Source organism: Sphingobium sp. RSMS (genome assembly GCF_005406185.4).
GTDB classification, from domain to species: Bacteria; Pseudomonadota; Alphaproteobacteria; order Sphingomonadales; family Sphingomonadaceae; genus Sphingobium; species Sphingobium fuliginis.
This window is the reverse complement of sequence record NZ_CM191257.1, coordinates 823,438-843,494: the sequence shown is the minus strand read 5'-3', so window position 1 is coordinate 843,494 and position 20,057 is coordinate 823,438. Positions and strand designations below refer to the sequence as shown.

At 63.9% G+C, this 20,057-nt stretch carries 19 protein-coding genes; 12 read left to right on the top strand and 7 right to left on the bottom strand.

The window, feature by feature from the left end; translation table 11 throughout:
- Positions 1-69 precede the first annotated feature (69 nt).
- From EGM87_RS03905 to serB, 3 genes are all read right to left on the bottom strand, one after another.
- The gene (locus tag EGM87_RS03905) at positions 70-1,482 is read right to left on the bottom strand and encodes a L,D-transpeptidase family protein (protein ID WP_503345422.1); all 1,413 of its coding nucleotides are present in this window, start codon (positions 1,480-1,482) and stop codon (positions 70-72) included.
- 140 nt (positions 1,483-1,622) lie between these two features.
- Positions 1,623-1,883: a hypothetical protein gene (locus EGM87_RS03900; protein ID WP_025552117.1), complete on the bottom strand. Its 261-nt coding sequence runs from the start codon at positions 1,881-1,883 to the stop codon at positions 1,623-1,625.
- Between the two features lie 281 nt (positions 1,884-2,164).
- Positions 2,165-3,043 carry a phosphoserine phosphatase SerB gene (gene serB / locus EGM87_RS03895; protein ID WP_137709813.1) on the bottom strand — a complete coding sequence of 293 codons (879 nt, stop codon included), beginning with the start codon at positions 3,041-3,043 and terminating at the stop codon, positions 2,165-2,167.
- On the opposite strand from serB, the gene miaA reads away from it, so the two are divergent.
- The 7 genes from miaA to leuA all read left to right on the top strand — a co-directional run bounded on the left by miaA (position 3,042) and on the right by leuA (position 10,707).
- Positions 3,042-3,986, top strand: coding sequence for a tRNA (adenosine(37)-N6)-dimethylallyltransferase MiaA (gene miaA, locus EGM87_RS03890; protein WP_137709814.1), 945 nt, complete (start codon positions 3,042-3,044; stop codon positions 3,984-3,986). The two genes, serB and miaA, sit on opposite strands and share 2 nt — an antisense overlap.
- Positions 3,987-4,086: 100 nt before the next feature.
- Positions 4,087-5,835, top strand: coding sequence for an acetolactate synthase 3 large subunit (locus EGM87_RS03885; protein ID WP_137709815.1), 1,749 nt, complete (start codon positions 4,087-4,089; stop codon positions 5,833-5,835).
- Between the two features lie 10 nt (positions 5,836-5,845).
- Positions 5,846-6,190 (top strand): hypothetical protein, encoded by a 345-nt coding sequence (locus EGM87_RS03880; protein WP_137709816.1) that lies wholly within the window; start codon positions 5,846-5,848, stop codon positions 6,188-6,190.
- The gene (ilvN, locus tag EGM87_RS03875; protein WP_044662034.1) at positions 6,190-6,705 is read left to right on the top strand and encodes an acetolactate synthase small subunit; all 516 of its coding nucleotides are present in this window, start codon (positions 6,190-6,192) and stop codon (positions 6,703-6,705) included. Before EGM87_RS03880 ends, ilvN begins: the two co-directional genes overlap by 1 nt.
- Positions 6,706-6,752: 47 nt before the next feature.
- Positions 6,753-7,898 (top strand): ketol-acid reductoisomerase, encoded by a 1,146-nt coding sequence (gene ilvC, locus EGM87_RS03870; protein WP_316252055.1) that lies wholly within the window; start codon positions 6,753-6,755, stop codon positions 7,896-7,898.
- Positions 7,899-8,036: 138 nt separating this feature from the next.
- A complete protein-coding gene (locus EGM87_RS03865) occupies positions 8,037-8,660 on the top strand; it encodes a YceI family protein (RefSeq protein ID WP_137709818.1) in 624 nt (207 codons plus the stop codon).
- Between the two features lie 373 nt (positions 8,661-9,033).
- Positions 9,034-10,707 (top strand): 2-isopropylmalate synthase, encoded by a 1,674-nt coding sequence (leuA, locus tag EGM87_RS03860; protein WP_137709819.1) that lies wholly within the window; start codon positions 9,034-9,036, stop codon positions 10,705-10,707.
- 55 nt (positions 10,708-10,762) lie between these two features.
- On the opposite strand, the gene EGM87_RS03855 is transcribed toward leuA, so the two are convergent.
- The gene (locus tag EGM87_RS03855) at positions 10,763-12,088 is read right to left on the bottom strand and encodes a M20/M25/M40 family metallo-hydrolase (protein ID WP_044663112.1); all 1,326 of its coding nucleotides are present in this window, start codon (positions 12,086-12,088) and stop codon (positions 10,763-10,765) included.
- Positions 12,089-12,325: 237 nt separating this feature from the next.
- Between EGM87_RS03855 and EGM87_RS03850 the strand changes: the two genes are divergently transcribed.
- Positions 12,326-13,645 (top strand): dicarboxylate/amino acid:cation symporter, encoded by a 1,320-nt coding sequence (locus tag EGM87_RS03850; protein WP_137709820.1) that lies wholly within the window; start codon positions 12,326-12,328, stop codon positions 13,643-13,645.
- Here the strand turns inward: EGM87_RS03850 and EGM87_RS03845 are convergent.
- Complete coding sequence (locus EGM87_RS03845; protein WP_044662029.1) at positions 13,597-14,019, bottom strand: VOC family protein; 423 nt, start codon at positions 14,017-14,019, stop codon at positions 13,597-13,599. The two genes, EGM87_RS03850 and EGM87_RS03845, sit on opposite strands and share 49 nt — an antisense overlap.
- Positions 14,020-14,081: 62 nt before the next feature.
- On the opposite strand from EGM87_RS03845, the gene trmFO reads away from it, so the two are divergent.
- Positions 14,082-15,434: a methylenetetrahydrofolate--tRNA-(uracil(54)-C(5))-methyltransferase (FADH(2)-oxidizing) TrmFO gene (gene trmFO / locus EGM87_RS03840; protein WP_171010031.1), complete on the top strand. Its 1,353-nt coding sequence runs from the start codon at positions 14,082-14,084 to the stop codon at positions 15,432-15,434.
- A gap of 4 nt (positions 15,435-15,438) precedes the next feature.
- Here the strand turns inward: trmFO and EGM87_RS03835 are convergent, their stop codons facing one another.
- Together EGM87_RS03835 and EGM87_RS03830 are read right to left on the bottom strand one after the other, a co-directional pair.
- Complete coding sequence (locus tag EGM87_RS03835; protein ID WP_025549075.1) at positions 15,439-15,903, bottom strand: EF-hand domain-containing protein; 465 nt, start codon at positions 15,901-15,903, stop codon at positions 15,439-15,441.
- A gap of 10 nt (positions 15,904-15,913) precedes the next feature.
- Complete coding sequence (locus tag EGM87_RS03830) at positions 15,914-16,555, bottom strand: hypothetical protein (RefSeq protein WP_137709821.1); 642 nt, start codon at positions 16,553-16,555, stop codon at positions 15,914-15,916.
- Positions 16,556-16,702: 147 nt separating this feature from the next.
- Between EGM87_RS03830 and EGM87_RS03825 the strand changes: the two genes are divergently transcribed.
- From EGM87_RS03825 to EGM87_RS03815, 3 genes are read left to right on the top strand one after another with little or no spacing between them, the layout of a single operon-like run.
- Positions 16,703-18,754 (top strand): Tad domain-containing protein, encoded by a 2,052-nt coding sequence (locus EGM87_RS03825; RefSeq protein ID WP_137709822.1) that lies wholly within the window; start codon positions 16,703-16,705, stop codon positions 18,752-18,754.
- Positions 18,754-19,365, top strand: a complete 612-nt coding sequence (locus EGM87_RS03820; protein ID WP_025549072.1) for a TadE/TadG family type IV pilus assembly protein — start codon at positions 18,754-18,756, stop codon at positions 19,363-19,365. Before EGM87_RS03825 ends, EGM87_RS03820 begins: the two co-directional genes overlap by 1 nt.
- Positions 19,362-20,045 (top strand): TadE/TadG family type IV pilus assembly protein, encoded by a 684-nt coding sequence (locus EGM87_RS03815; protein WP_137709823.1) that lies wholly within the window; start codon positions 19,362-19,364, stop codon positions 20,043-20,045. The genes EGM87_RS03820 and EGM87_RS03815 overlap by 4 nt, the downstream gene beginning before the upstream one ends.
- Positions 20,046-20,057 lie beyond the last annotated feature (12 nt).

Genomic DNA, 20,057 nt, shown 5'->3' with positions numbered 1-20,057 from the left:
GCATCCTTTCAGGCAGAAACCGGTTCCCACCCTTCGACAGATGCAGGACAGGCTTTTCCGCACGATGCTCTAGATGCCGTCGCGCCCATAGACATCGGGCATGAACTGCACCCCGCCCGCGGTGGGCACGGCGGTCAGATAGGTCAGATAGACCGGCACGGGCTGGGGCAGAGGCACATGCTGTTCCGGCTTGTCGCTGTCGGGCTTCAGCGGCTTGCCGAAGAACCAGCGGCCCAGCCTTTGCGCATCCTCCAGCCGCACGCAGCCATTGCTGAACTGCCGCGCCGGCTTCGCCAGAAGGTCGCGCGATGGCGTGTCGTGCAGGTAGATGCCGAGATCGTTGGGGAACATGAACTTGACCTTCCCCATGGCGTTGTCGCCGCCGGGAAGCTGGCGCACGCGCAATTCGGTGCGCCCGTCGGCCACCGCGCGCCAGTCGATCGCGGCCGGCTCCAGCTTTTGCGCATTGGCGCTCCAGTCGGAAAGCGCTTCATAGCGCAGCTTCGTCAGCGAGGCGCCGTTCAGCATTCGCGGCGCGAGTTTCCGCTCGACCAGATCGGACGGCACGTTCCAATAGGGATTGAGCGTCGCATAGCGCACCATGCCCGCCATCATCGGCGTCTGGCTTTCCTTCGCGCCGACGACCACCTTCATCGTGCCGTCCTGCACGCCCTTGCTGAAATACCAGAGGCGGGCGGAGGCCGCATCGACCACCACATGCCGCACCTGCGGACCGGGCAGCAGCCGCGTGCGTTCCAGGTTGAGCGCGATCAGCCGGTCATAATAGTCATCGCCCCGGTTCAGCGCGGCGATGGTCGCGGCGCCCGCGACGCCGTCCGGCTTCAGGCCATGATCGCCCTGATACGCCTTCACCCTTGCGACGAGCGCCTTGTCATAGGCGGTTCCGCCCTCCAACCCCAGGCGGCGGCGCAGCGCCACGGCGCCAGCCTTCATGCCGGGGCGCAGCTTCCCATCGGTCGGCACCGGCACTTGCGGCAGTCCGCCCCAACGCCTTGCGAAAGTCGCCCGGGCGTCGCGCAGCTTCACGTAAAAGGGGCTCATCCAGCCGGACGAACGCACATAGTCGACAAAGGACGGCGCGACCGCGGCGGCGCGCAGAATCTCCTTCGGTTCCTCATCCTTCGGCTCCACCTCCGGATCGAGATAGCGCACCTTCACCTTGCGCGAGGGTTTGCGCATGTCGCTCACCAGCGCGGCGAAGGCCTTGGACAAGGCGATGTCCGCCCGCGCCAGCAGCCGGGGATCGCCGTTCGCATCGGCCTCCTTCATCAGGGCCTTGAGTTCGCGCGGTTCATAATCCCTGGGTTTCAACCCATCCGCATCGGCCCCCTCGATCAATGCGATCAGGGCATCGGCTTGCGGCCCGACCCTGCCCTTTTCGATCCAGAGCGGCCAATAGCCGCGCGGGGCGTAGAAATCCCTCAGCTTGCCGCCCACGGACGAGCGGATTTCCGCCGCCACGCTGGTGCGCTGGGAGTCCGCAACCGCGCCGGGCTGCGCAATGGCCTGTCCGGGCCAGGCCGTCAGCAGAAGCGCGGGAAGCAGGGCGGCACGGAGGAAAGGGGCGCGGCAAAGGCGCCGCGCCCGGACAACTGCGTTTATCAGCCGCGTTCTCCGCGACGGGAGGGCGGCGGAGGCGGCGGGGGCGGCGGACAGGGCGGTCCCTGAATCTCATGATACATGCCGTCGGGCGAATAATAGCCATCGACGATGCCGTCGCCATTGCGGTCTGCCGCGACAGTGCCGCTGATCGCGCCCGGGCCGACCGGCGGCGCGGGGGCGATGGGTTCGTCCCTCGTCGACGCGCATGCGCTCAATGCGAGCGCCGTGCCGCCGAGAAGTGCCAATAGCCTGATTTTCATACCCTCTCCCTTGGCGCTGCGAGGACCGTGCGCCGGTTAGAATGTGGACGCTGCGGGTTGCAGCGCGAGTGTAACGACCGGCGGTCGGATTCGATTCCATTACCGCTGCGCAATGACGACGAGTCGTGCCCGAGCAACGATTAACCGAGCCGGGCTGCGATGCTCCCGCCGTCCCAAGTCCGCCATGCTCCTGCGCAGGCAGGAACCTGGCTCAGGCGGCAGGACGGGCTCGAACCACTCGCCTCACCGGTTCCCCTCAACAAGAGCAGGTCGCGCCGGGATCAAATCCCGACCCACTCCGCCGAAGCAATACCCTGCGCATAGAGCAGCACGGACAGATCGCCATGCACGATCTCCGCCGCCGCCGCTTCGCGCGTCTTGGGCTTGGCGTGATAGGCGACCCCCAGCCCGGCCCCCTGGATCATCGGAATGTCGTTCGCCCCATCGCCCACGGCCAGGGTCAGCGTCCGGTCGATCCCGCCCTCTATCGCCGCTTCCAGTTCCGCCCGCTTGCGCGCCGCATCGACGATCGGCACCGTCACCGTGCCCAGCAAGGCCCCGTCCGCGATCTCCAGCACATTGGCGACGGCGGCATCGAAGCCGATCTCCTCCGCCACCGGTCCGGTGAAGCGCGTGAAGCCGCCCGACACGAGCAGCGTCCTCGCTCCCCTCGCCTTCATCGTGCGCACCAGGGCACGGGCGCCGGGCATGATCTTCACCCGCTCGGCCCTGCACTGGTCGATGGCCGCGTCCGCCAGCCCCTTGAGCAAGGCCACCCGCTCATGGAGCGCGCCGGCGAAGTCGAGTTCGCCCCGCATCGCCCGCTCGGTGATTTCCGCGATCTGGGCCTTGATCCCGGCATAGTCGGCCAGTTCATCGATGCATTCGACCGTGATCATGGTGGAGTCCATGTCGGCGATCAGCAGCTTCTTCTCCCGCCCCCCCACCGGTTGGACGATCACATCCACGCGGTCGCCAATGCCGGTCAGCGCGGCGCGCGCGGCAATCGGATCAAGCCCAAAGAAAATGTCCGCCGCCTTGCCCTCGTCCAGCCACTTGCTATCCACCGGCGTGCAACCCGCCGTGGCGAGCCGGCCGGCAGCCTCGGCAATATTGTCCTGACTCAAGGCGCCACTTGCCACTAAGGTCGCAACGAACATGGAAACTCCTGACACTTCACAGGGCGAATCCCGCCCGCGCGTGGCGCTTATTGCCGGGCCCACCGCCAGCGGCAAGAGCGCGCTTGCGGTTCGCCTGGCCCGCGCGGCGAACGGCATCGTCATCAACGCCGATGCGAGCCAGGTCTATGCCGACCTCCATATCCTCTCGGCCCGCCCCAGCGAGGAGGAAATGGCCGGCGTTCCCCACCGCCTGTTCGGCCATATCGACGGCGCGGAAGCCTGCACCGCCGCCCGCTGGGCCGCCGAAGCCCGCGATGAAATCGGCAAGGCGCATGAGGCCGGACGGCTCCCCATATTGGTCGGCGGCACCGGGCTCTACCTGCGCACCCTGCTGGACGGCATCGCCCCGGTCCCGGACATCGACCCCGCCGTCCGCGCTGCCGTCCGCGCCATGCCAGTGGCGGAGGCCCATGCCGCGCTGGCGAAGGAAGACCCCGCCGCCGCCGCCCGCCTCGCCCCCGCCGACACCAGCCGCGTCGCCCGCGCTCTGGAGGTGGTCCGCTCGACCGGCCAGCCCCTCTCCGAATGGCAGCGGCGCAAGAGCGGGGGCATAGGCCCGCACGTCGCTCTTTCGCCCATGATCCTGCTGCCTCCGCGCGACTGGCTGATCGCGCGCTGCGACCTGCGCTTCGGGCAGATGGTGGACGGCGGCGCCGTAGCGGAAGTCGAGGCGCTGCTCGCCCGCGACCTCTCTCCCGACCTGCCGGTGATGCGCGCCATCGGCGTACCGGAAATCGCCGCCTGGATGGCAGGGGAAATCGACCGGGAGACCATGATGGAACGCGGCCGGATCGCCACCCGCCAATATGCGAAACGGCAATATACCTGGTTTTCGCGCCAGCCTCCGCCGGAATGGCCCCGAGAGGCGCGACAGATTGATGTGGAAATTATCGATGAATTGGCAATAAAATTACAACAATAACTATTGACTTGCCATTTTATGTCCAATAGACGCAGCCGCCTTGCCATCCTTCCGCTTCTGGAGCAGAGGGCGCAGCAATTATCGAATGGAAGGAGCCATCGTGGCCGAAAAGAGCGGCGCGGACATATTGGTTGAGTGCCTGATCGACCTGGGGGTCGAGGTCGTGTTCGGCTATCCGGGCGGCGCGGTGCTGCCCATTTATGACGCACTCTTCAATCATCCGAAGATCCGCCATGTGCTCGTTCGCCACGAACAGGGCGCGACCCATATGGCGGAAGGCTATGCCCGTTCCACCGGCAAGCCCGGCGTCGTGCTCGTCACGTCCGGCCCCGGCGCGACCAATGCCGTCACCGGCATCACCGACGCGCTGATGGATTCGATCCCGATGGTCGTCATCACCGGGCAGGTTCCGACGCAGCTCATCGGCACGGACGCTTTCCAGGAAGCGGACACGGTCGGCATCACGCGCCACTGCACGAAGCATAATTATCTGGTGAAGTCGCCCGGCAAGCTGGCGAGCGTCGTCCATGAGGCGTTCCACATCGCCACCACCGGCCGCCCCGGCCCGGTCGTCATCGACATTCCCAAGAATGTCCAGATCGCCACCGCGCCCTACAGGAAGCCGGAAAGCTTCGAACATGCCAGCTACCGCCCGCAGACCGAGGCGGACCCGGCCGCCATCGCCAGCGCGGTCGAGATGCTGGCGGCTGCGGAGCGTCCGATCTTCTACACCGGCGGCGGGGTCATCAACTCCGGTCCCGAAGCCTCGACCCTGCTGCGCGAGATCGCCGCGATGACCGGCGCGCCCGTCACCTCGACGCTGATGGGTCTGGGCGCCTTTCCCGCTTCGTCCGGCCAATGGCTTGGAATGCTGGGCATGCACGGCACCTATGAAGCCAATTGGGCGATGAACAAGGCGGACCTGATCGTCTGCGTCGGCGCCCGTTTCGACGACCGCGTGACGGGCCGTCTGGACGCCTTCGCCCCGCATGCGAAGAAGATCCACATCGACATCGACCGCAGCTCGATCAACAAGACGGTCGAGGTCGACCTGCCGATCATCGCGGACGTCGGCAATGCCCTCGCGGACATGATCGCGCTCTGGAAGGATCGCGGGCACAAGGCGGCGGACCTTGGCGAATGGTGGGCGCGGATAGACGGCTGGCGCGCGCGCAACAGCCTCGCCTATCCGGAAAGCCGCGAAGAGATCATGCCGCAGGAGGCGATCGCCCAGCTCTACAAGGCTTCGCGGTTGGCGAAGGACGTCATCATCACGACCGAGGTCGGCCAGCACCAGATGTGGGCCGCCCAGCATTTCGGCTTCGACGCGCCCAATAAATGGCTGACCTCCGGCGGCCTCGGCACCATGGGCTACGGTTTCCCGGCCGCCATCGGCGCGCAACTGGGCAATCCGGACAGTCTGGTGGTCTGCGTCGCGGGCGACGCATCGATCCAGATGAACATCCAGGAAATGGGGACGGCCAGCCAGTATCGCCTGCCGGTCAAGATCTTCATCCTCAACAATGAATATATGGGCATGGTCCGCCAATGGCAGGAACTGACCTATGAAAGCCGCTATTCCAACAGCTATTCCGACAGCCTGCCCGATTTCGTGAAGCTGGCGGAGGCCTATGGCTGGACCGGCATCCGCATCGAGGGGCCGCAGGAACTGGAGGCGGGCATCCGCCAGATGATCGACACGCCCGGTCCGGTGATCGTGGACTGCCGCGTGGCGAAGCTTTCCAACTGCTTCCCGATGATCCCGTCGGGCGCGGCGCATACCGACATGCTGCTCGACCCCAGCCAGGTCGAAGGCGTCATGTCGGACGAGGCGAAGGCGCTGGTGTGAGGATGGCGGCGTGACGCAACATCTGAAGCTCCGCATCCATGTGAGCGAACCCTTCGATTTCGAACGGTTGGCCGGCAGGTCCGAACTGACCGGCTGGACGGTGGATCATGCCGATCCGGAGAATGAGGATTGGGAAGTCCATCTGGATGCGGGCTTCGATTTTCACGAACGCCACATCGGCCGCCTGCTGGTCAGCCCGCGCTATGTGGGCGAGCATCTGGCGCGGATGTTCGATGCGATCGCGGGCTTCCCGGTGCGGATCGCCCATCGCGACGACGGCGCATGGCACTACGCCTTCACGGGCATGATTTCAGAGCGCCATGAGCGCGAAGAACCGGACAACGGAAGCATCTGATGCATATTCAGGAAGAGATTAGCGAGCGGCATGTCCTGTCGCTGACGGTTTCGAACGAGGCGGGCATATTGGCGCGCATCGCGGGCCTGTTCACCGCGCGCGGCTATAATATCGACAGCCTGACCGTGGCCGACATCACCCCCGACCATGCGATCAGCCGCATCACCATCGTCACCAGCGGCCCGCCCAAGGTGATCGACCAGATCATCGCCCAGCTCGAACGGCTGGTGCCGGTGCACAAGGTGACCGACCTTACCGACAACGGCCCCTTCGTCGAACGCGAACTGGCGCTGGTCAAGGTCGCGGGCGTGGGAGAAGACCGGATCGAGGCGCTTCGCCTGGCCGACGTCTTCCGCGCGAAGGTGGTCGACACGACGATTGAGAGCTTCATCTTCGAGATCACGGGCACCACCGACAAGATCGACAATTTCGTCGGCCTCATGCGGCAGATCGGCCTGGTAGAGGTCGGCCGCACCGGCGTCGTCGGCCTGATCCGCGGCAAGGAGCCGAACTGAAGAAATCACCCCTCTCCCGCCGGGAGAGGGAGGTCGAAAAGAGTCATGTGCCTCTTTTCGACGCCGCAAAGCGATGGGAGGGTGAGGGCGGTCCCCTCGCCGCGCAGGTGGTCCCCCTCACCGCAAATCTCGGCTCCGCAAGGCGCCACCCGAACGGAAAGAAGGAACGTCAAATGAAGGTTTATTACGATCGCGACGCCGACATCGGCCTGATCAAGGGCAAGAAGGTCGCCATTCTGGGCTATGGCAGCCAGGGCCACGCCCATGCGCAGAATCTGCGCGATTCCGGCGTTGCCGAAATCGCCATCGCGCTGCGCTCCGGTTCGCCCAGCGCCAAGAAGGCTGAGGGCGCGGGTTTCAAGGTGCTGCACAACGCCGAAGCGGCTGCCTGGGCCGACGTGCTCATGATCCTGGCGCCCGACGAGCATCAGGCCGCCGTCTATGCCGCCGACATCCACGCCAATCTGCGCCCCGGCGCCGCACTGGCCTTCGCGCACGGCCTCAACGTGCATTTCGGGCTGATCGAGCCGCGCAAGGACGTCGACGTCATCATGATCGCGCCCAAGGGCCCGGGCCACACCGTCCGCGGCGAATATCTGCGCGGCGGCGGCGTGCCCTGCCTGATCGCCGTTCATCAGGACGCGACCGGCAATGCCCATGACATCGCCCTCTCCTACGCTTCGGGCGTCGGCGGCGGCCGCTCCGGCATCATCGAAACCAACTTCCGCGAGGAATGCGAAACCGATCTGTTCGGTGAGCAGGCCGTGTTGTGCGGCGGCACCACCGCGCTGGTCCAGGCCGGTTTCGAAACGCTGGTCGAGGCGGGCTATTCCCCGGAAATGGCCTATTTCGAATGCCTCCACGAACTGAAGCTGATCGTCGACCTGATGTATGAAGGCGGCATCGCCACCATGCGCTATTCGATCTCGAACACCGCCGAATATGGCGACATCAAGACCGGCCCGCGCATCATCACCGAAGAGACGAAGAAGGAAATGAAGCGCGTCCTGGCCGACATCCAGTCGGGCCGCTTCGTCAAGGACTTCGTGCTCGACAACCGCGCCGGCCAGCCGGAACTCAAGGCAAGCCGCATCGCTTCGCAGCGTCACCCGATCGAGGAAACCGGCGCGAAGCTGCGCGCCATGATGCCCTGGATCGGCGCCAACAAGCTGGTCGACAAGGACAAGAACTGAAAGCCGCCCGCCATCCCGGCAACGGGGTGGTAGGTAGCCGATCCGGTAACCCTTTGTTTCCGGTTACGGCTCTGGAACAATCAAGGGACGTCGCTTATCGTAGCGGCGTCCCTTGATCGCTTTCGGAGATTATCCTTCATGCGCAAATATCTGATCCCCGCCGCCGCCCTTGTCGCCCTTGCCGGCGGCAGCGCCGTCATCGCCCAGCAGATGCCGCCCGCCCCCGGCGCGAAGGACGCCGCGCGCGTGACCGGCGGCACCTATACGATCGATCCCGGCCACACCCAGATCCTCTTCGCCTATGACCATATGGGCTTCACCAACAATCTGGGCGTCATTTCCGAATCGACCGGCACGCTGACGCTCGATCCGAAAAACCCCTCGGCCGCCAAGGTTTCGGTCGAGGTTCCGGTGACGAACCTCAAGACCGGCATCGCCAAGCTCGACGAACATCTGATGAAGCCGGAATTCTTCGACTCCGCCAAATTCCCCAAGGCGACCTTCGTGTCGACGGGCGTGAAAGCGCAGGGCAACGAGGCGGAAATCACCGGCAACCTGACCATCAAGGGCATTACCAAGCCGGTGACGCTGGACACCGAATTCTACGGCGCGGGCAAGGCGCCGGCGATGATGGGCGGCAAGGAAAATGTCGGCTTCGTCGCCACGACCACGATCAAGCGCAGCGATTTCGGCATGGGCTATGGCGTGCCGATGGTCGGTGACGCCGTGGAACTGAAGATCGTCGTCGCTTTCCAGAAATAAGCCACGGGCACGAAAGGCAATCCCCCTCCCGCCCGCGGGAGGGGGTTGGGAAGGGCGCGAGCGAAGCGAGCTTCTTCGCTAACCGGTCGACGCGCCGGTGACGCCGCGCCCCTCCCCACTCCTTCCGCAATCGGGAGGAGCGAGGGCCTGTGTCCTCCCCCTTGCGCTTGCCGGTCGATTCGGGCTATGGCGCTCCCATTATGCAGCGCGCGCTTCTTCCCCTGCTACGACTTACACGCCCTTAGGCGTGGTTTTTGTGCTGCTCTTCGCTTGAATGACGCGGCAATCCGCCTAAGGGCATAATCAAGCAGATAGTCGTACCACCGGGCAGGCCCCAACACGCTCGCCCGTATGCAGAGAAGCCATTTTCGTCATGATGCTGACCGATCCCTCGCTGAAATACCGCCCCTTCCCTCAGGTCGACCTGCCGAACCGCCAGTGGCCGTCGAACGTCATCACCGCCCCGCCGCGCTGGCTGTCGACCGACATGCGCGACGGCAACCAGTCGCTGATCGACCCGATGAATGCGGAAAAGAAGCGCCGCTTCTTCGACCTGCTGGTGAAGGTCGGCGTCAAGGAGATCGAGATCGGGTTCCCAAGTGCTGGCGCGACCGAGTTCGACTTCATCTCCGGCCTGGTGCGCGACGGCGCGATCCCCGACGATGTGTTCCCTCAGGTGCTCACGCAAGCGCGCGAAGACCTGATCGCCACCACCTTCGAATCCCTGCGCGGCGCGAAGAAGGCCATCGTCCACGTCTACAACGCCGTATCCCCCGCCTGGCGCAACATCGTGTTCCAGATGGACCGGCCGCAGATCAGGGACATCGCGATCACCGCCGCGAAGCTGCTGCGCGACAATGCGGCGAAGCAGCCCGACACCGACTGGCATTTCGAATATTCGCCCGAAACCTTTTCCACCGCAGAGCTGGATTTCAGCCTGGAATGCTGCGAAGCGGTGATGGAAATCCTCCAGCCCACGCCGGAGCGTCCGCTGATCCTGAACCTGCCCGCCACGGTAGAGGCGGCGACACCCAATATCTATGCCGACCAGATCGAATGGATCTGCCGCAACATCAGCAAGCGCGACAGCGTCGTCATCTCGCTGCACACCCATAATGATCGCGGCACCGGCGTGGCGGCGGCGGAACTGGGCCTGATGGCGGGCGCGGATCGCGTCGAAGGCTGCCTGTTCGGCAATGGCGAGCGCACCGGCAATTGCGATCTGGTGACCGTGGCGCTCAACATGTACACGCAGGGCATCAATCCCGGCCTGGATTTCAGCGACATCGATGAAGTCATCCAGACCGTCGAATATTGCAACCAGTTGCCCGTCCACCCGCGCCATCCCTATGCCGGCGAACTGGTGTTCACCGCCTTTTCCGGCAGCCATCAGGACGCCATCAAGAAGGGCTTCGCCGCGCAGGAAGCGCGCAACGACCAGATCTGGGACGTGCCCTATCTGCCGATCGACCCCAAGGATCTGGGCCGCGATTACGAAGCGGTGATCCGGGTGAACAGCCAGTCCGGCAAGGGCGGCGTCGCCTGGGTGCTGCAACAGGACAAGGGGCTGAAGCTGCCCAAGCGCATGCAGGCCGATTTTTCGAAGGTCGTGCAGGCGCTGGCCGACGAAAGCAGCCGCGAACTGAACGCCGCCGACATCTGGACCGCCTTCGAAACCCATTATCGCCTGACGGGCGAACAGCCCTACAGCCTGATCGACTATCATGAGAGCGGCGCGGCGGGCGACCGCATCTTCACCGGCAAGATCACGCACAAGGGTGGCGAACGGAGCATTTCCGGACGCGGCAACGGCCTGATCTCCTCGGTTCTCGCGGCGCTGCGCGATGAACTGGGAGTCGATCTGGAGGTCGCCGACTATAGCGAGCATGCGATCGGCGCGGGTACGGATGTCGCGGCGGCCGCCTATGTCGAATGCCGCACCCCCGATGGCCGGACCATCTTCGGGATCGGCACGGATACGGATGTCGCCACGGCCTCGGTTCAGGCGGTGCTGTCTGCGGCCAACAGCGTCGCCACGCAGCGCTGAAACGACCGACCTGCAATGGGCTCCTGCAAAGGCGGGAGCCCATGGGGAAGGTGATCTACCCCGCCAGGGCCTTCACCATCCGCTCCCACTGGTCGAGCGCTTGCGGTATCCCCGCCACCGGCACGCGTTCGTTCAGCCCATGGGCAAAGCCGTCCTCGCCGCGCTGGAACAGGCTGGAAACGCCATAGCTCGGCACCCCCAGCGCCCGGAAATAGAGGCTGTCCGTCGCCCCCGCCGACATGGAGGGTATGACGGGAATATCCGGATAGCGGGCCGAAACCGCTGCCTTGACCGCTTTCACCACATCCTCGCGGAGCGGTGACGCATCGCTCGCCTGCGGGTCGTCCAGGGTGGTGATCCTGGCGTCCGGATCGTCAATGGCCTGCGCCAGTTCCGCCTTCACGGCATCCACCGCAATGCCGGGAAAGATGCGGCAGTTGACGTCGACCTTCGCGCTTTGCGGCAGCGCGTTGAGCGCGTGGCCTGCCTGCGCCATGGTGGCGACGCAGGTCGTCCGCACCTGCCCCACAAATTCGGGATAGTCCGACAGCAGGTCGGCCGCCTTCCGGTCCCCCGTCTCGGCATAGCGCCGCATCGCCTCACCCACGGCCCCGCCGATCCGCTCCGCCGAAAGGGCCAGCGATGCCCTGGTCAGTTCATTGCGCATCGGCGCGAAGCGATAGGCGGCGATGCGGTCGATCGCCCGCGCCAGCCGATAGATCGGGTTGCCCGGCGTCGGCGCGCTGCTGTGGCCGCCCGCATCGGTGAAGGCGATCTCGAAATCCGCATAGCTTTTCTCGCCAGCCTGCAATTGATAGAGCACCGCCCGTCCGCCCTCGTCCAGCAGTCCGCCTCCGCCATCTCCGTTCAGCAGCAGTTCGGCGTCCTTATATTTCTCCGCCAGCGCCCTGCTCGTCCGCATATGGGTTTCCTCGTCGCCCGACAGCAGCAGGGTGACGGTCCGCCGCGGTCGCCAGCCTTCCTTCTTCAGGCCCATCAACGTCGCCACCATCATGGCGACATCATATTTATTGTCCTCCGCGCCCCGCCCGAAAATATAGCCATCCTCCTCAACCGGCAGGAATGGATCGCGCGCCCAGTCCGCCGGATTGGCGGCCACCACATCCATATGGCCGATCAGGAGCAGCGGCCTGAGCTGCGGATCGCTGCCGCGAATGGTCGCGGCCAGGCTCGCCGTCTCACCCATCGGCGTGATCTCCACATCCCCCGCCGCAAATCCCGCCTGCTGCAGCAGCGAGGCATAATAGGCGGCGAGGCGGGGCACCTGCCCCTCTCCCTCCACCGTCCGGAACGCAATGGATCTGACGAGAATGTCCTTGGCCAATGCCGGGTCGCCGGCGGCCTGCGCGGGGTGCGGCAGGAACAGCACCGGAGCGGTCAGGACCGCAAGAACCGCCCGCCATTTCCTCAAATCGCATCTCCTGCTGGACCAAGGACCATTCTGTGGCATAGTGGATTGCGACAGCCAATCCGTTTGCTGTCCCAGTCGCGGAAAGAGGGCGTCCTTATCCGCGTTCACCCCCATAAAGAATTGCTTGCGCGCATTTGACGGCATCGCTCACCATATCGCGCGTCGGTCGCCCGAAGGAATGCACCCATGGCCATCAACTATCGCAGTTTCGGATTTCAGGTTCTGGTCGGCATGGCGGTCGGCCTGTTGCTCGGTCTGGCGGCGCGAGCCATGGGGACCGCGCCGGACGGCGACCTCAATTGGCTGGCGACCGCACTCAAGACGACGGGATCGATCTTCGTTTCCCTGCTGAAGGCCGTGGTGCCGCCGCTGGTGTTCGCGGCCATCGTCGCCTCCATCGCCAATCTGCGCGCGCTCGACAATGCGGCGCGGCTGGCGGGGCAGACCCTGCTCTGGTTCGCAATCACGGCGCTGATCGCGGTCGTCATCGGCCTTGCCATCGGCCTGATCGTCCAGCCGGGCTCTGGCCTGCACGGGCAGGCGCTGGCGATCGGCAAGACGGACTCCGTCGGCGGCTGGCTCGATTTCCTGAAGGGGCTGGTTCCCGGCAACAGCTTCGCCCTGTCCGCCAGCACCAAGCTGAACGATGGCGGCGCGACCACCACGCTTTCCTTCAACATCCTGCAATTGCTGGTGATCTCCATCGCCGTCGGCCTCGCCACCTTGAAGGTCGGGGAGAAGGCAGAGCCTTTCCTGGCCTTCGTCCGCTCCCTGCTGGCGGTGGTCCGCGCCATCCTGGGCTGGATCATCCGGCTGACGCCCATCGGTTCCGCCGCCCTGATCGGCAGCGCCATCGCCACCTATGGCTGGAGCGCGCTCGCCCAGCTCGGCGGCTTTGCCGGAGCCATCTATCTGGGCCTCGCGCTGGTGCTGCTGGTCGTCTATCCGCTGCTGCTGGCGGCAAACGGGCTCAGGCCGCTGCCCTTCTTCGCCAAGGCGTGGCCGGCGATCCAGCTCGGTTTCGTTTCGCGATCCTCGGTCGGCACGCTGCCCGTCACCGAAGCCGTAACGGAGCGCATGGGCGTGGAAAGGGGCTATGCCGCCTTCGCCATTCCGCTGGCGTCGACCACCAAGATGGACGGCTGCGCCTCCATCTATCCGGCGCTGGCGGCGATCTTCGTCGCCAGCTTCTACGGCATTCCCCTTCATGCGGCGGATTATGCGCTGATCGTCTTCGTTTCCGTCGTCGGATCGGCCGCGACGGCGGGCCTGACCGGCGCGATCGTGATGCTGACGCTGACGCTTTCCACGCTCGGCCTGCCGCTGGAGGGCGCCGGGCTGCTGCTGGCCATCGATCCGATCCTCGACATGGGCCGCACCGCCGTCAATGTCGCGGGGCAGGTGCTGGTCGCCACCATCGTCGCCAAGCGGGAGGGGATTTTGGACGAGAGCGCCTATTATGGCGCGTCCCCGTCCACCGAAGCGCTCGGCTCCTCCATCGCATAGCACACCGCCTCTACATTGATGCCGTCGGGGTCGAGGATGAAGGCGGCGTAATAGCTCGCGCCATAGCGGGGCCGCAGGCCGGGCGCGCCATTATCCTTGCCCCCGGCGCGCAGCCCCGCCGCGTGGAAAGCGTGGACCATCGCCCGGTTCTCGACCCGGAAGGCGACATGCGTCCCCTCACCCACCGCTTCATTGTCACCGAACCAGAAGAAGGCGTCCTCATCCCGGCCATAGCCATGGGCATCCCCGCCGCTGCCATTTTCCGCCGCAGCGACCGTCCGCAACCGCCTGAGGCCGATCGCGCCCAGCAGTTCATCGTAGAAATCGCGCGATCGTCCGGCATCACTGACCGCGAAGCCGATATGGTCGATCATTTTGCGCTCTCCTTTTTCTCGCTTTTGACCTAAACGCCCCACCACAACGCATGAATTGAAGAATGGGCAAAGTGGCGAAGCATCAGGTTCACATCATCGGCGGCGGCATGGCAGGCACGGAAGCGGCATGGCAATTGGCGCAGGCCGGCGTGAAGGTCCGCCTGTCGGAAATGCGCGGGAGCGGCGACATGACCCCCGCGCATCAGACCGATGGCCTTGCCGAACTGGTCTGCTCCAACAGCTTCCGCTCCGACGATGCGGACAAGAATGCCGTGGGGCTGCTGCATCAGGAGATGCGGCGGCTGGGCTCCCTCATCATGGCGCAGGCGGAACCAGCCAAGGTTCCCGCCGGGTCGGCGCTCGCGGTCGACCGCCACATCTTTTCCGAAGGCGTCACCCGGGCACTGGCCGGGCATCCCAATGTGGAGATCGTGCGCGAACGCATCGACGCCCTGCCGTCAGAGGGCATGACCATCGTCGCCACCGGCCCGCTGACCGCCCCTGCTCTGGCCGCCAGCATCGGGCAGGCGGCGGGCATCGACCATCTCGCCTTTTTCGACGCCATCGCGCCGGTCGTGCATTTCGACAGCATCGACATGGACAAATGCTGGATGGCCAATCGCTGGGACAAGATCGGCCCCGGCGGCGGCGAGGGGAAGGACTATATCAACTGCCCCATGAACAGGGAGCAGTATCAGGCCTTCGTCCAGGGCCTGCTCGACGGCGAGAAGAGCGACTTCAAGGAATGGGAAAAGGACACGCCCTATTTCGAGGGCTGCATGCCCATCGAAGTCATGGCGTCGCGTGGCCCGGAAACATTGCGCCACGGACCGATGAAGCCGATGGGCCTGGACGATCCGCGCACCGGCCGCTGGCCCTATGCGGTGGTGCAACTGCGGCAGGACAATGCGTCGGGCACGCTGTGGAACATGGTCGGCTTCCAGACCAAGCTGAAGCATGGCGCGCAGGTCGAACTGTTCCGCACCATCCCCGGTCTGGAAAAGGCGGAATTCGCCCGGCTGGGCGGGCTTCACCGCAACACCTTCATCCAGAGCCCCAAGCTGCTGGACGGCACCTTGCGCCTGAAAAGCGCCCCGCATATCCGCTTTGCCGGACAGGTCACGGGCTGCGAGGGCTATGTCGAGAGCGCGGCCATAGGCCTGCTCGCCGGGCGCTTTGCCGCGGCGGAGATATTGGGCCGGCCGCTCGCGCCGCTGCCGCCGGAAACCGCGCTCGGCGCGCTGCTGGGCCATGTGACCGGCAATGTCGAGACGGCGGATTACCAGCCGATGAACGTCAATTTCGGCCTCTTCCCCCCGCTCGACGACGTGAAGAAGAAGCAGCGCAAGGAAGCCATGACATCCCGCGCCCGCGCCGCGCTGGGCGCCTGGCTGGGCGAACTTCAGCCGGCCTGACGTTTCAGCATCTGCATTTGGCGGCGGCCGCGCGTTTCGGCGCGGTCGTCGCGAATTCCGCTGGGGTCAGCCTGCCGTCGCCATTGCCGTCCGCCTTGGCAAAGCGATCCGACGTCGTCACCGCCCACTCCTCGAAGGAGAGGAGATTGTCATTGTCGCGGTCGAGCGCCTTGAACGCCTTGACGCGGCTGCCCATCATCTCGACCCGCGTGATGAAGCCGTCGCGATTGCGGTCGTAGCGGCCAAAGCGCTTCTGCTCGCGGCTTTGCGGCGACGCTTCGCCAGGCATGGGCGGCGCATCGCCCGAAGCGTCCGGATCGCCTTCTGGCAGCGCATCGACGGCAGGCGGCGGGGGCGATCCGATCAGGGGCTGGGGCACGGGTTCATTGTTCGCCCGCCCCTGCCACCAGAACAGCCCACCCGCCGCCAGCAGCAATGCGGCCATCGCGCCCCCCAGAACTCGTTCCACACTATCCCCCTTATCGCCCCAACAATGCGATGCGCACCAATCGCCAATATAGCGCAGCGGTCAATCCTGCCGGCGCACATCGGCCTTCCTCTATGTCGCGGCGCGCGAGTTGATAGGCGATCCGCAACGGGCGCCATTGCTTTGGCCAAGCCGGCCAGTCGCCGGTTATATATCCTCGCGCCAGTTCGATTGCCCTGCCCGCGACTTCCCGGTCCGCACCATGTCCGGACAAATCCCACAACGCCCAGGCCGCCCCCGCGCGGTCGAGCCAGGATGGAATATCCTCCCGCCCCGCCAACGCCCGAAACAGGCCACCGCCTCGTCCCTCCGCATAACCGGAAAGATCGACCTCCCCGATCAGCGCCTCCCAGCCGTCAAGCCATTGCGACAGGCCGCACGGCGGCAGGGCGTCCAGCTTCCGCATCGCATCGATCAACGGCTCGCCGCGCCCCTTGACGCCGCTTTCATCGGTCAGGGCATCGTTCCACCAGGCCAGGCGCATCTGCCCGATGATCGGCTCGCTCGTCGTCGCCACGAGCCGCGAGAATCGGGCATCGAGCGCCCAGATAAACCGATGAAGCGGCGCATCAGGGCCAGCATAGGCGCTGAGCAGCGACGGCAATGGGGCGAGATCGTCGCTCACAATATCCATCCGCCTATATCGATGGAAATGGATTTGGCCGAAATTATCAGCTTTTTAACCCCAACCGGCATAGTGATCCTGGCAACTGCCCCTGGATGGGCATGGGGCTGCCCTGCCTGAATTGGGGGTGCGGGGCAAGTAAAGGCAGAGCGGATTATGAGCGACCGGATCAAGCGCGCGCTGTTCATTCTGATGCGGCTTTATCACAATCAGGCGGGGAATACCTTGGCCATGGTGGCGGCTGCTGTCCTTCCGCTTATGGGATTGATCGGCGGTGGTGTCGACATGAGCCGCATCTATCTGACGAAGTCGAGGCTGCAGCAAGCCTGCGACGCCGGCGCACTTGCCGGCCGCAAAACCATGGGCGGCGGCGCATGGGCTGCCAACAACAACCAGGCGCTGAATGCCGCAAACGGGATGTTCGACGCCAATTTCCGGCCAGGCTCCTATGGCAGCGGAACGGTGATGCGATCGTTCAGCGAGTCCGCGGGAAAGGTTACCGGCACGGCGTCTGTGCCGCTGCCGATGGCGATCATGCGGATTTTCGGCATTAATTCCAAAACAATCGAGGTCGCTTGCGACGCCGAAATGCGCCTGCCGAATACCGATGTGATGTTCGTGTTGGACGTGACCGGATCGATGGGACAGGCGATCTCTGGCGACACTGAAACCAAAATAGTTGGCCTCCGTCGTGCGGTGCGCTGCTTTTACGAGATAGTGGCTCGCCTGGACACTGTTGCCCAATGCGACGGTGACGCGCCCTCTGGCGGTACAAGCGCGGAGACGCAAATACGGTTCGGGTTTGTCCCTTATGATACGAACGTCAACGTCGGCAAACTGCTGCCTTCAAACTGGTTCAAGGACTTCGCAACCTATCAGTCGCGCGAGCGAACAGTTGTGTACGGCAAGGTCGTGTCCAGTGAAGACGTTGGCAAGACCGACTGGGCAAACATAGGCTGGACTGACAAGTCTGCCAGGACAGCTACGGAGGCGCTGTGTAAATCGACCTATGTGGAGCCCGGAGAACTGACCGCTTCCACCGCAGCTCTCACCAATGGCATGAATGAGACAAATGGAGGCGTTCAGGGTAACGGCAATTGGCAGGCATCGCAGAAATGGAAGGATGATCAGCGCGAATTCACAAGCTGGGTTTCCGGAAACAACGGATGCAAGTATAGAATTCGTTCTCGATCTTACACGCGCTGGTACACCTATGTCAGCACATTCCAGTTCGATCCCAATGCCGTCACCTTCAATGCGTGGCGATATCATCCGGTGCAAGTCGATCTGCGCGCCCTCAAGAATGGCACGGGCTGGAATTCACCCGCTTCGCTCGTGCTGCCTGTCGGAACAACGGGTCTAGATACGACAGACAAGGTGTCCAGCACCAACTATTCGGACCAGACAATCTCTTGGGATGGGTGCATAGAGGAACGCAGAACCGTAGCGGCGACAAGCTACATGCCTCGTCCTGACGATGCGCTCGACCTGGATCTCGATACTCCGCCGACCAACGACCCTGACACCCAGTGGGCGCCTGCGTTGGGCCAGATCATCTATAAAAGGGGGGCCTCCTTCAGTGATCCAACGACAAGAAACCGGTCTGAAGTAGTTACCTTCTACAACAAGTTCGGCAAAGGATCCTACACCTGCACAACGGCAGCGGCGCATTTGCTCGAGCCGTGGCCCAACGCATCGGCCTTCGACAGCTATGTGGACACCTTAACACCGGGAGGTGCCACCTATCACGATATAGGCCTCATTTGGGGCGGGAGATTGCTATCGCCGACCGGCCTGTTTGCAGCGAATAACGCGACGACTCCGCGCGGCGGTGAAATACAACGTCATTTAATCTTCATGACTGATGGCGAAGCCAATGCCGAAGTCGACACCTACCAAGCCTATGGCATTCCCTATTGGGACCGCCGGCAAACCACAGATACCCAGACTGAGGATCTACCAAACCTGGACGCTACCCTGACCCAGCAGATCAATCTGCGTACCCAAGCAGCGTGCGCGGCAATCAAGAACATGCCCAATACCACTGTGTGGGTTGTCTGGTTCGGTACCAAGAACACTACCATCGAAAACATGCTGAAGTCATGCGCCAGTAAGGATCGCTTCTTCTCGGCCCAAAGTTCGGCCGCCCTGCAACAGACTTTCCGCAATATCGCCAATCAGATTTCCCAACTCAGGCTGACAAGCTGATGTCAGTGGCAGCGCTTTTCCGTCGATCCAGCGATCAGCGAGGCACCGCCATCACGGAATTCGGGCTGATCGCGCCCGTGTTCCTGCTACTGATGCTTGGCGCGCTGGACTTGGCGCATACGCTGTACATGCAGGGCGTGCTTCAGGGCGTGGTGCAGAAGGCGGCGCGGGATTCAACGCTGGAAAGCGGTCAGGAAGAGGCGACGCAGTTGGCCATCAACCAGAAGATCGAAGATCAGGTGAAGCGGCTGGCGGCCAATGCCGAAGTGAGAATCAGCCGTCGCAACTTCTATTCCTACACGAAAGCAGCCCAGGCAGTCGCAGAACCTTATAATGACAATAACGGCAACGGCAAATGCGATGATGGCGAACCGTTTCAGGACAATAATGCCAATGGCGTTCGGGATGCGGACGGCGGCAGCGAAGGTCAGGGCGGCACCCAGGCAGCCGTGGTCATGATCGTGGACGTCCAATATCCCCGCTTCTTCCCTCTGGACAAGATGATCGGCCTACCCGGCAAGGTCCATCTCTCGGCAAAGACCGTGCTGACCAACCAGCCCTATGGCCAGAAACCCGGCGAACCTGTTTCCGTCGTGAGGAATTGCCCATGAGGAGGAACAGCAATATTTTTGCGCGCGGTTCGAACTGGATTGGTGGTCTAAGCCGCGCGCAGAACGGCATCGCGGTGGTCGAATTCGCCCTATGCCTGCCATTCGTCCTAGTAGCTACGCTTACGGCTGCCGAGCTGGCCAACTATACAGTCACCAAAATGCGCGTCAGCCAGTTAGCGTTACGGCTCGCGGATGATGGTTCCCGTATTGGGACAGGCGACCTGTTATCAACCAAACAGATAACGGAAGCACAAATAAATGATCTGATGACGGGTGCCGACCTTCAGGGTTCCGCCCTGGGCCTGTTTTCCAACGGCAAGGTCGTCCTCACCAGCCTTGAACCAGTGGCCAATCCCAACACAACCGATCGCTACCGCATCCGTTGGCAGCGATGCCGGGGCGGCCTGACCTACTCTTCCGGCTTCGGCAAGCAGGGTGACACCAACCTGACAGGCATTTCGGTCAATGGCCAAACCCTCAAGGCTCCAGAGGGGGGCGCTGTCATCCTTGCCGAGGTGGCGTATAGATATCAGCCGCTGATCGGATCGCGCTGGCTCAACTTGTCGAGCATGGTTGAAACCGCAGGGATGTATGTCCGGGACAATCGCGAATATGCAGGACCAACAGGCGGCGTAGGCATCTACAACCCGGAAAATGTGACGGCATCGACCTGTAGTTGATGGGGAGCCGCA

Coding starts and splice junctions, on each gene's coding strand:
- EGM87_RS03900 (WP_025552117.1), bottom strand. CDS start 1,883: ATGAAAATCAGGCTATTGGCACTTCTCGGCGGCACGGCGCTCGCATTG.
- miaA (WP_137709814.1), top strand. CDS start 3,042: ATGGAAACTCCTGACACTTCACAGGGCGAATCCCGCCCGCGCGTGGCG.
- serB (WP_137709813.1), bottom strand. CDS start 3,043: ATGTTCGTTGCGACCTTAGTGGCAAGTGGCGCCTTGAGTCAGGACAAT.
- ilvN (WP_044662034.1), top strand. CDS start 6,190: ATGCATATTCAGGAAGAGATTAGCGAGCGGCATGTCCTGTCGCTGACG.
- EGM87_RS03865 (WP_137709818.1), top strand. CDS start 8,037: ATGCGCAAATATCTGATCCCCGCCGCCGCCCTTGTCGCCCTTGCCGGC.
- leuA (WP_137709819.1), top strand. CDS start 9,034: ATGATGCTGACCGATCCCTCGCTGAAATACCGCCCCTTCCCTCAGGTC.
- EGM87_RS03850 (WP_137709820.1), top strand. CDS start 12,326: ATGGCCATCAACTATCGCAGTTTCGGATTTCAGGTTCTGGTCGGCATG.
- EGM87_RS03845 (WP_044662029.1), bottom strand. CDS start 14,019: ATGATCGACCATATCGGCTTCGCGGTCAGTGATGCCGGACGATCGCGC.
- trmFO (WP_171010031.1), top strand. CDS start 14,082: ATGGGCAAAGTGGCGAAGCATCAGGTTCACATCATCGGCGGCGGCATG.
- EGM87_RS03830 (WP_137709821.1), bottom strand. CDS start 16,555: ATGGATATTGTGAGCGACGATCTCGCCCCATTGCCGTCGCTGCTCAGC.
- EGM87_RS03825 (WP_137709822.1), top strand. CDS start 16,703: ATGAGCGACCGGATCAAGCGCGCGCTGTTCATTCTGATGCGGCTTTAT.
- EGM87_RS03820 (WP_025549072.1), top strand. CDS start 18,754: ATGTCAGTGGCAGCGCTTTTCCGTCGATCCAGCGATCAGCGAGGCACC.
- EGM87_RS03815 (WP_137709823.1), top strand. CDS start 19,362: ATGAGGAGGAACAGCAATATTTTTGCGCGCGGTTCGAACTGGATTGGT.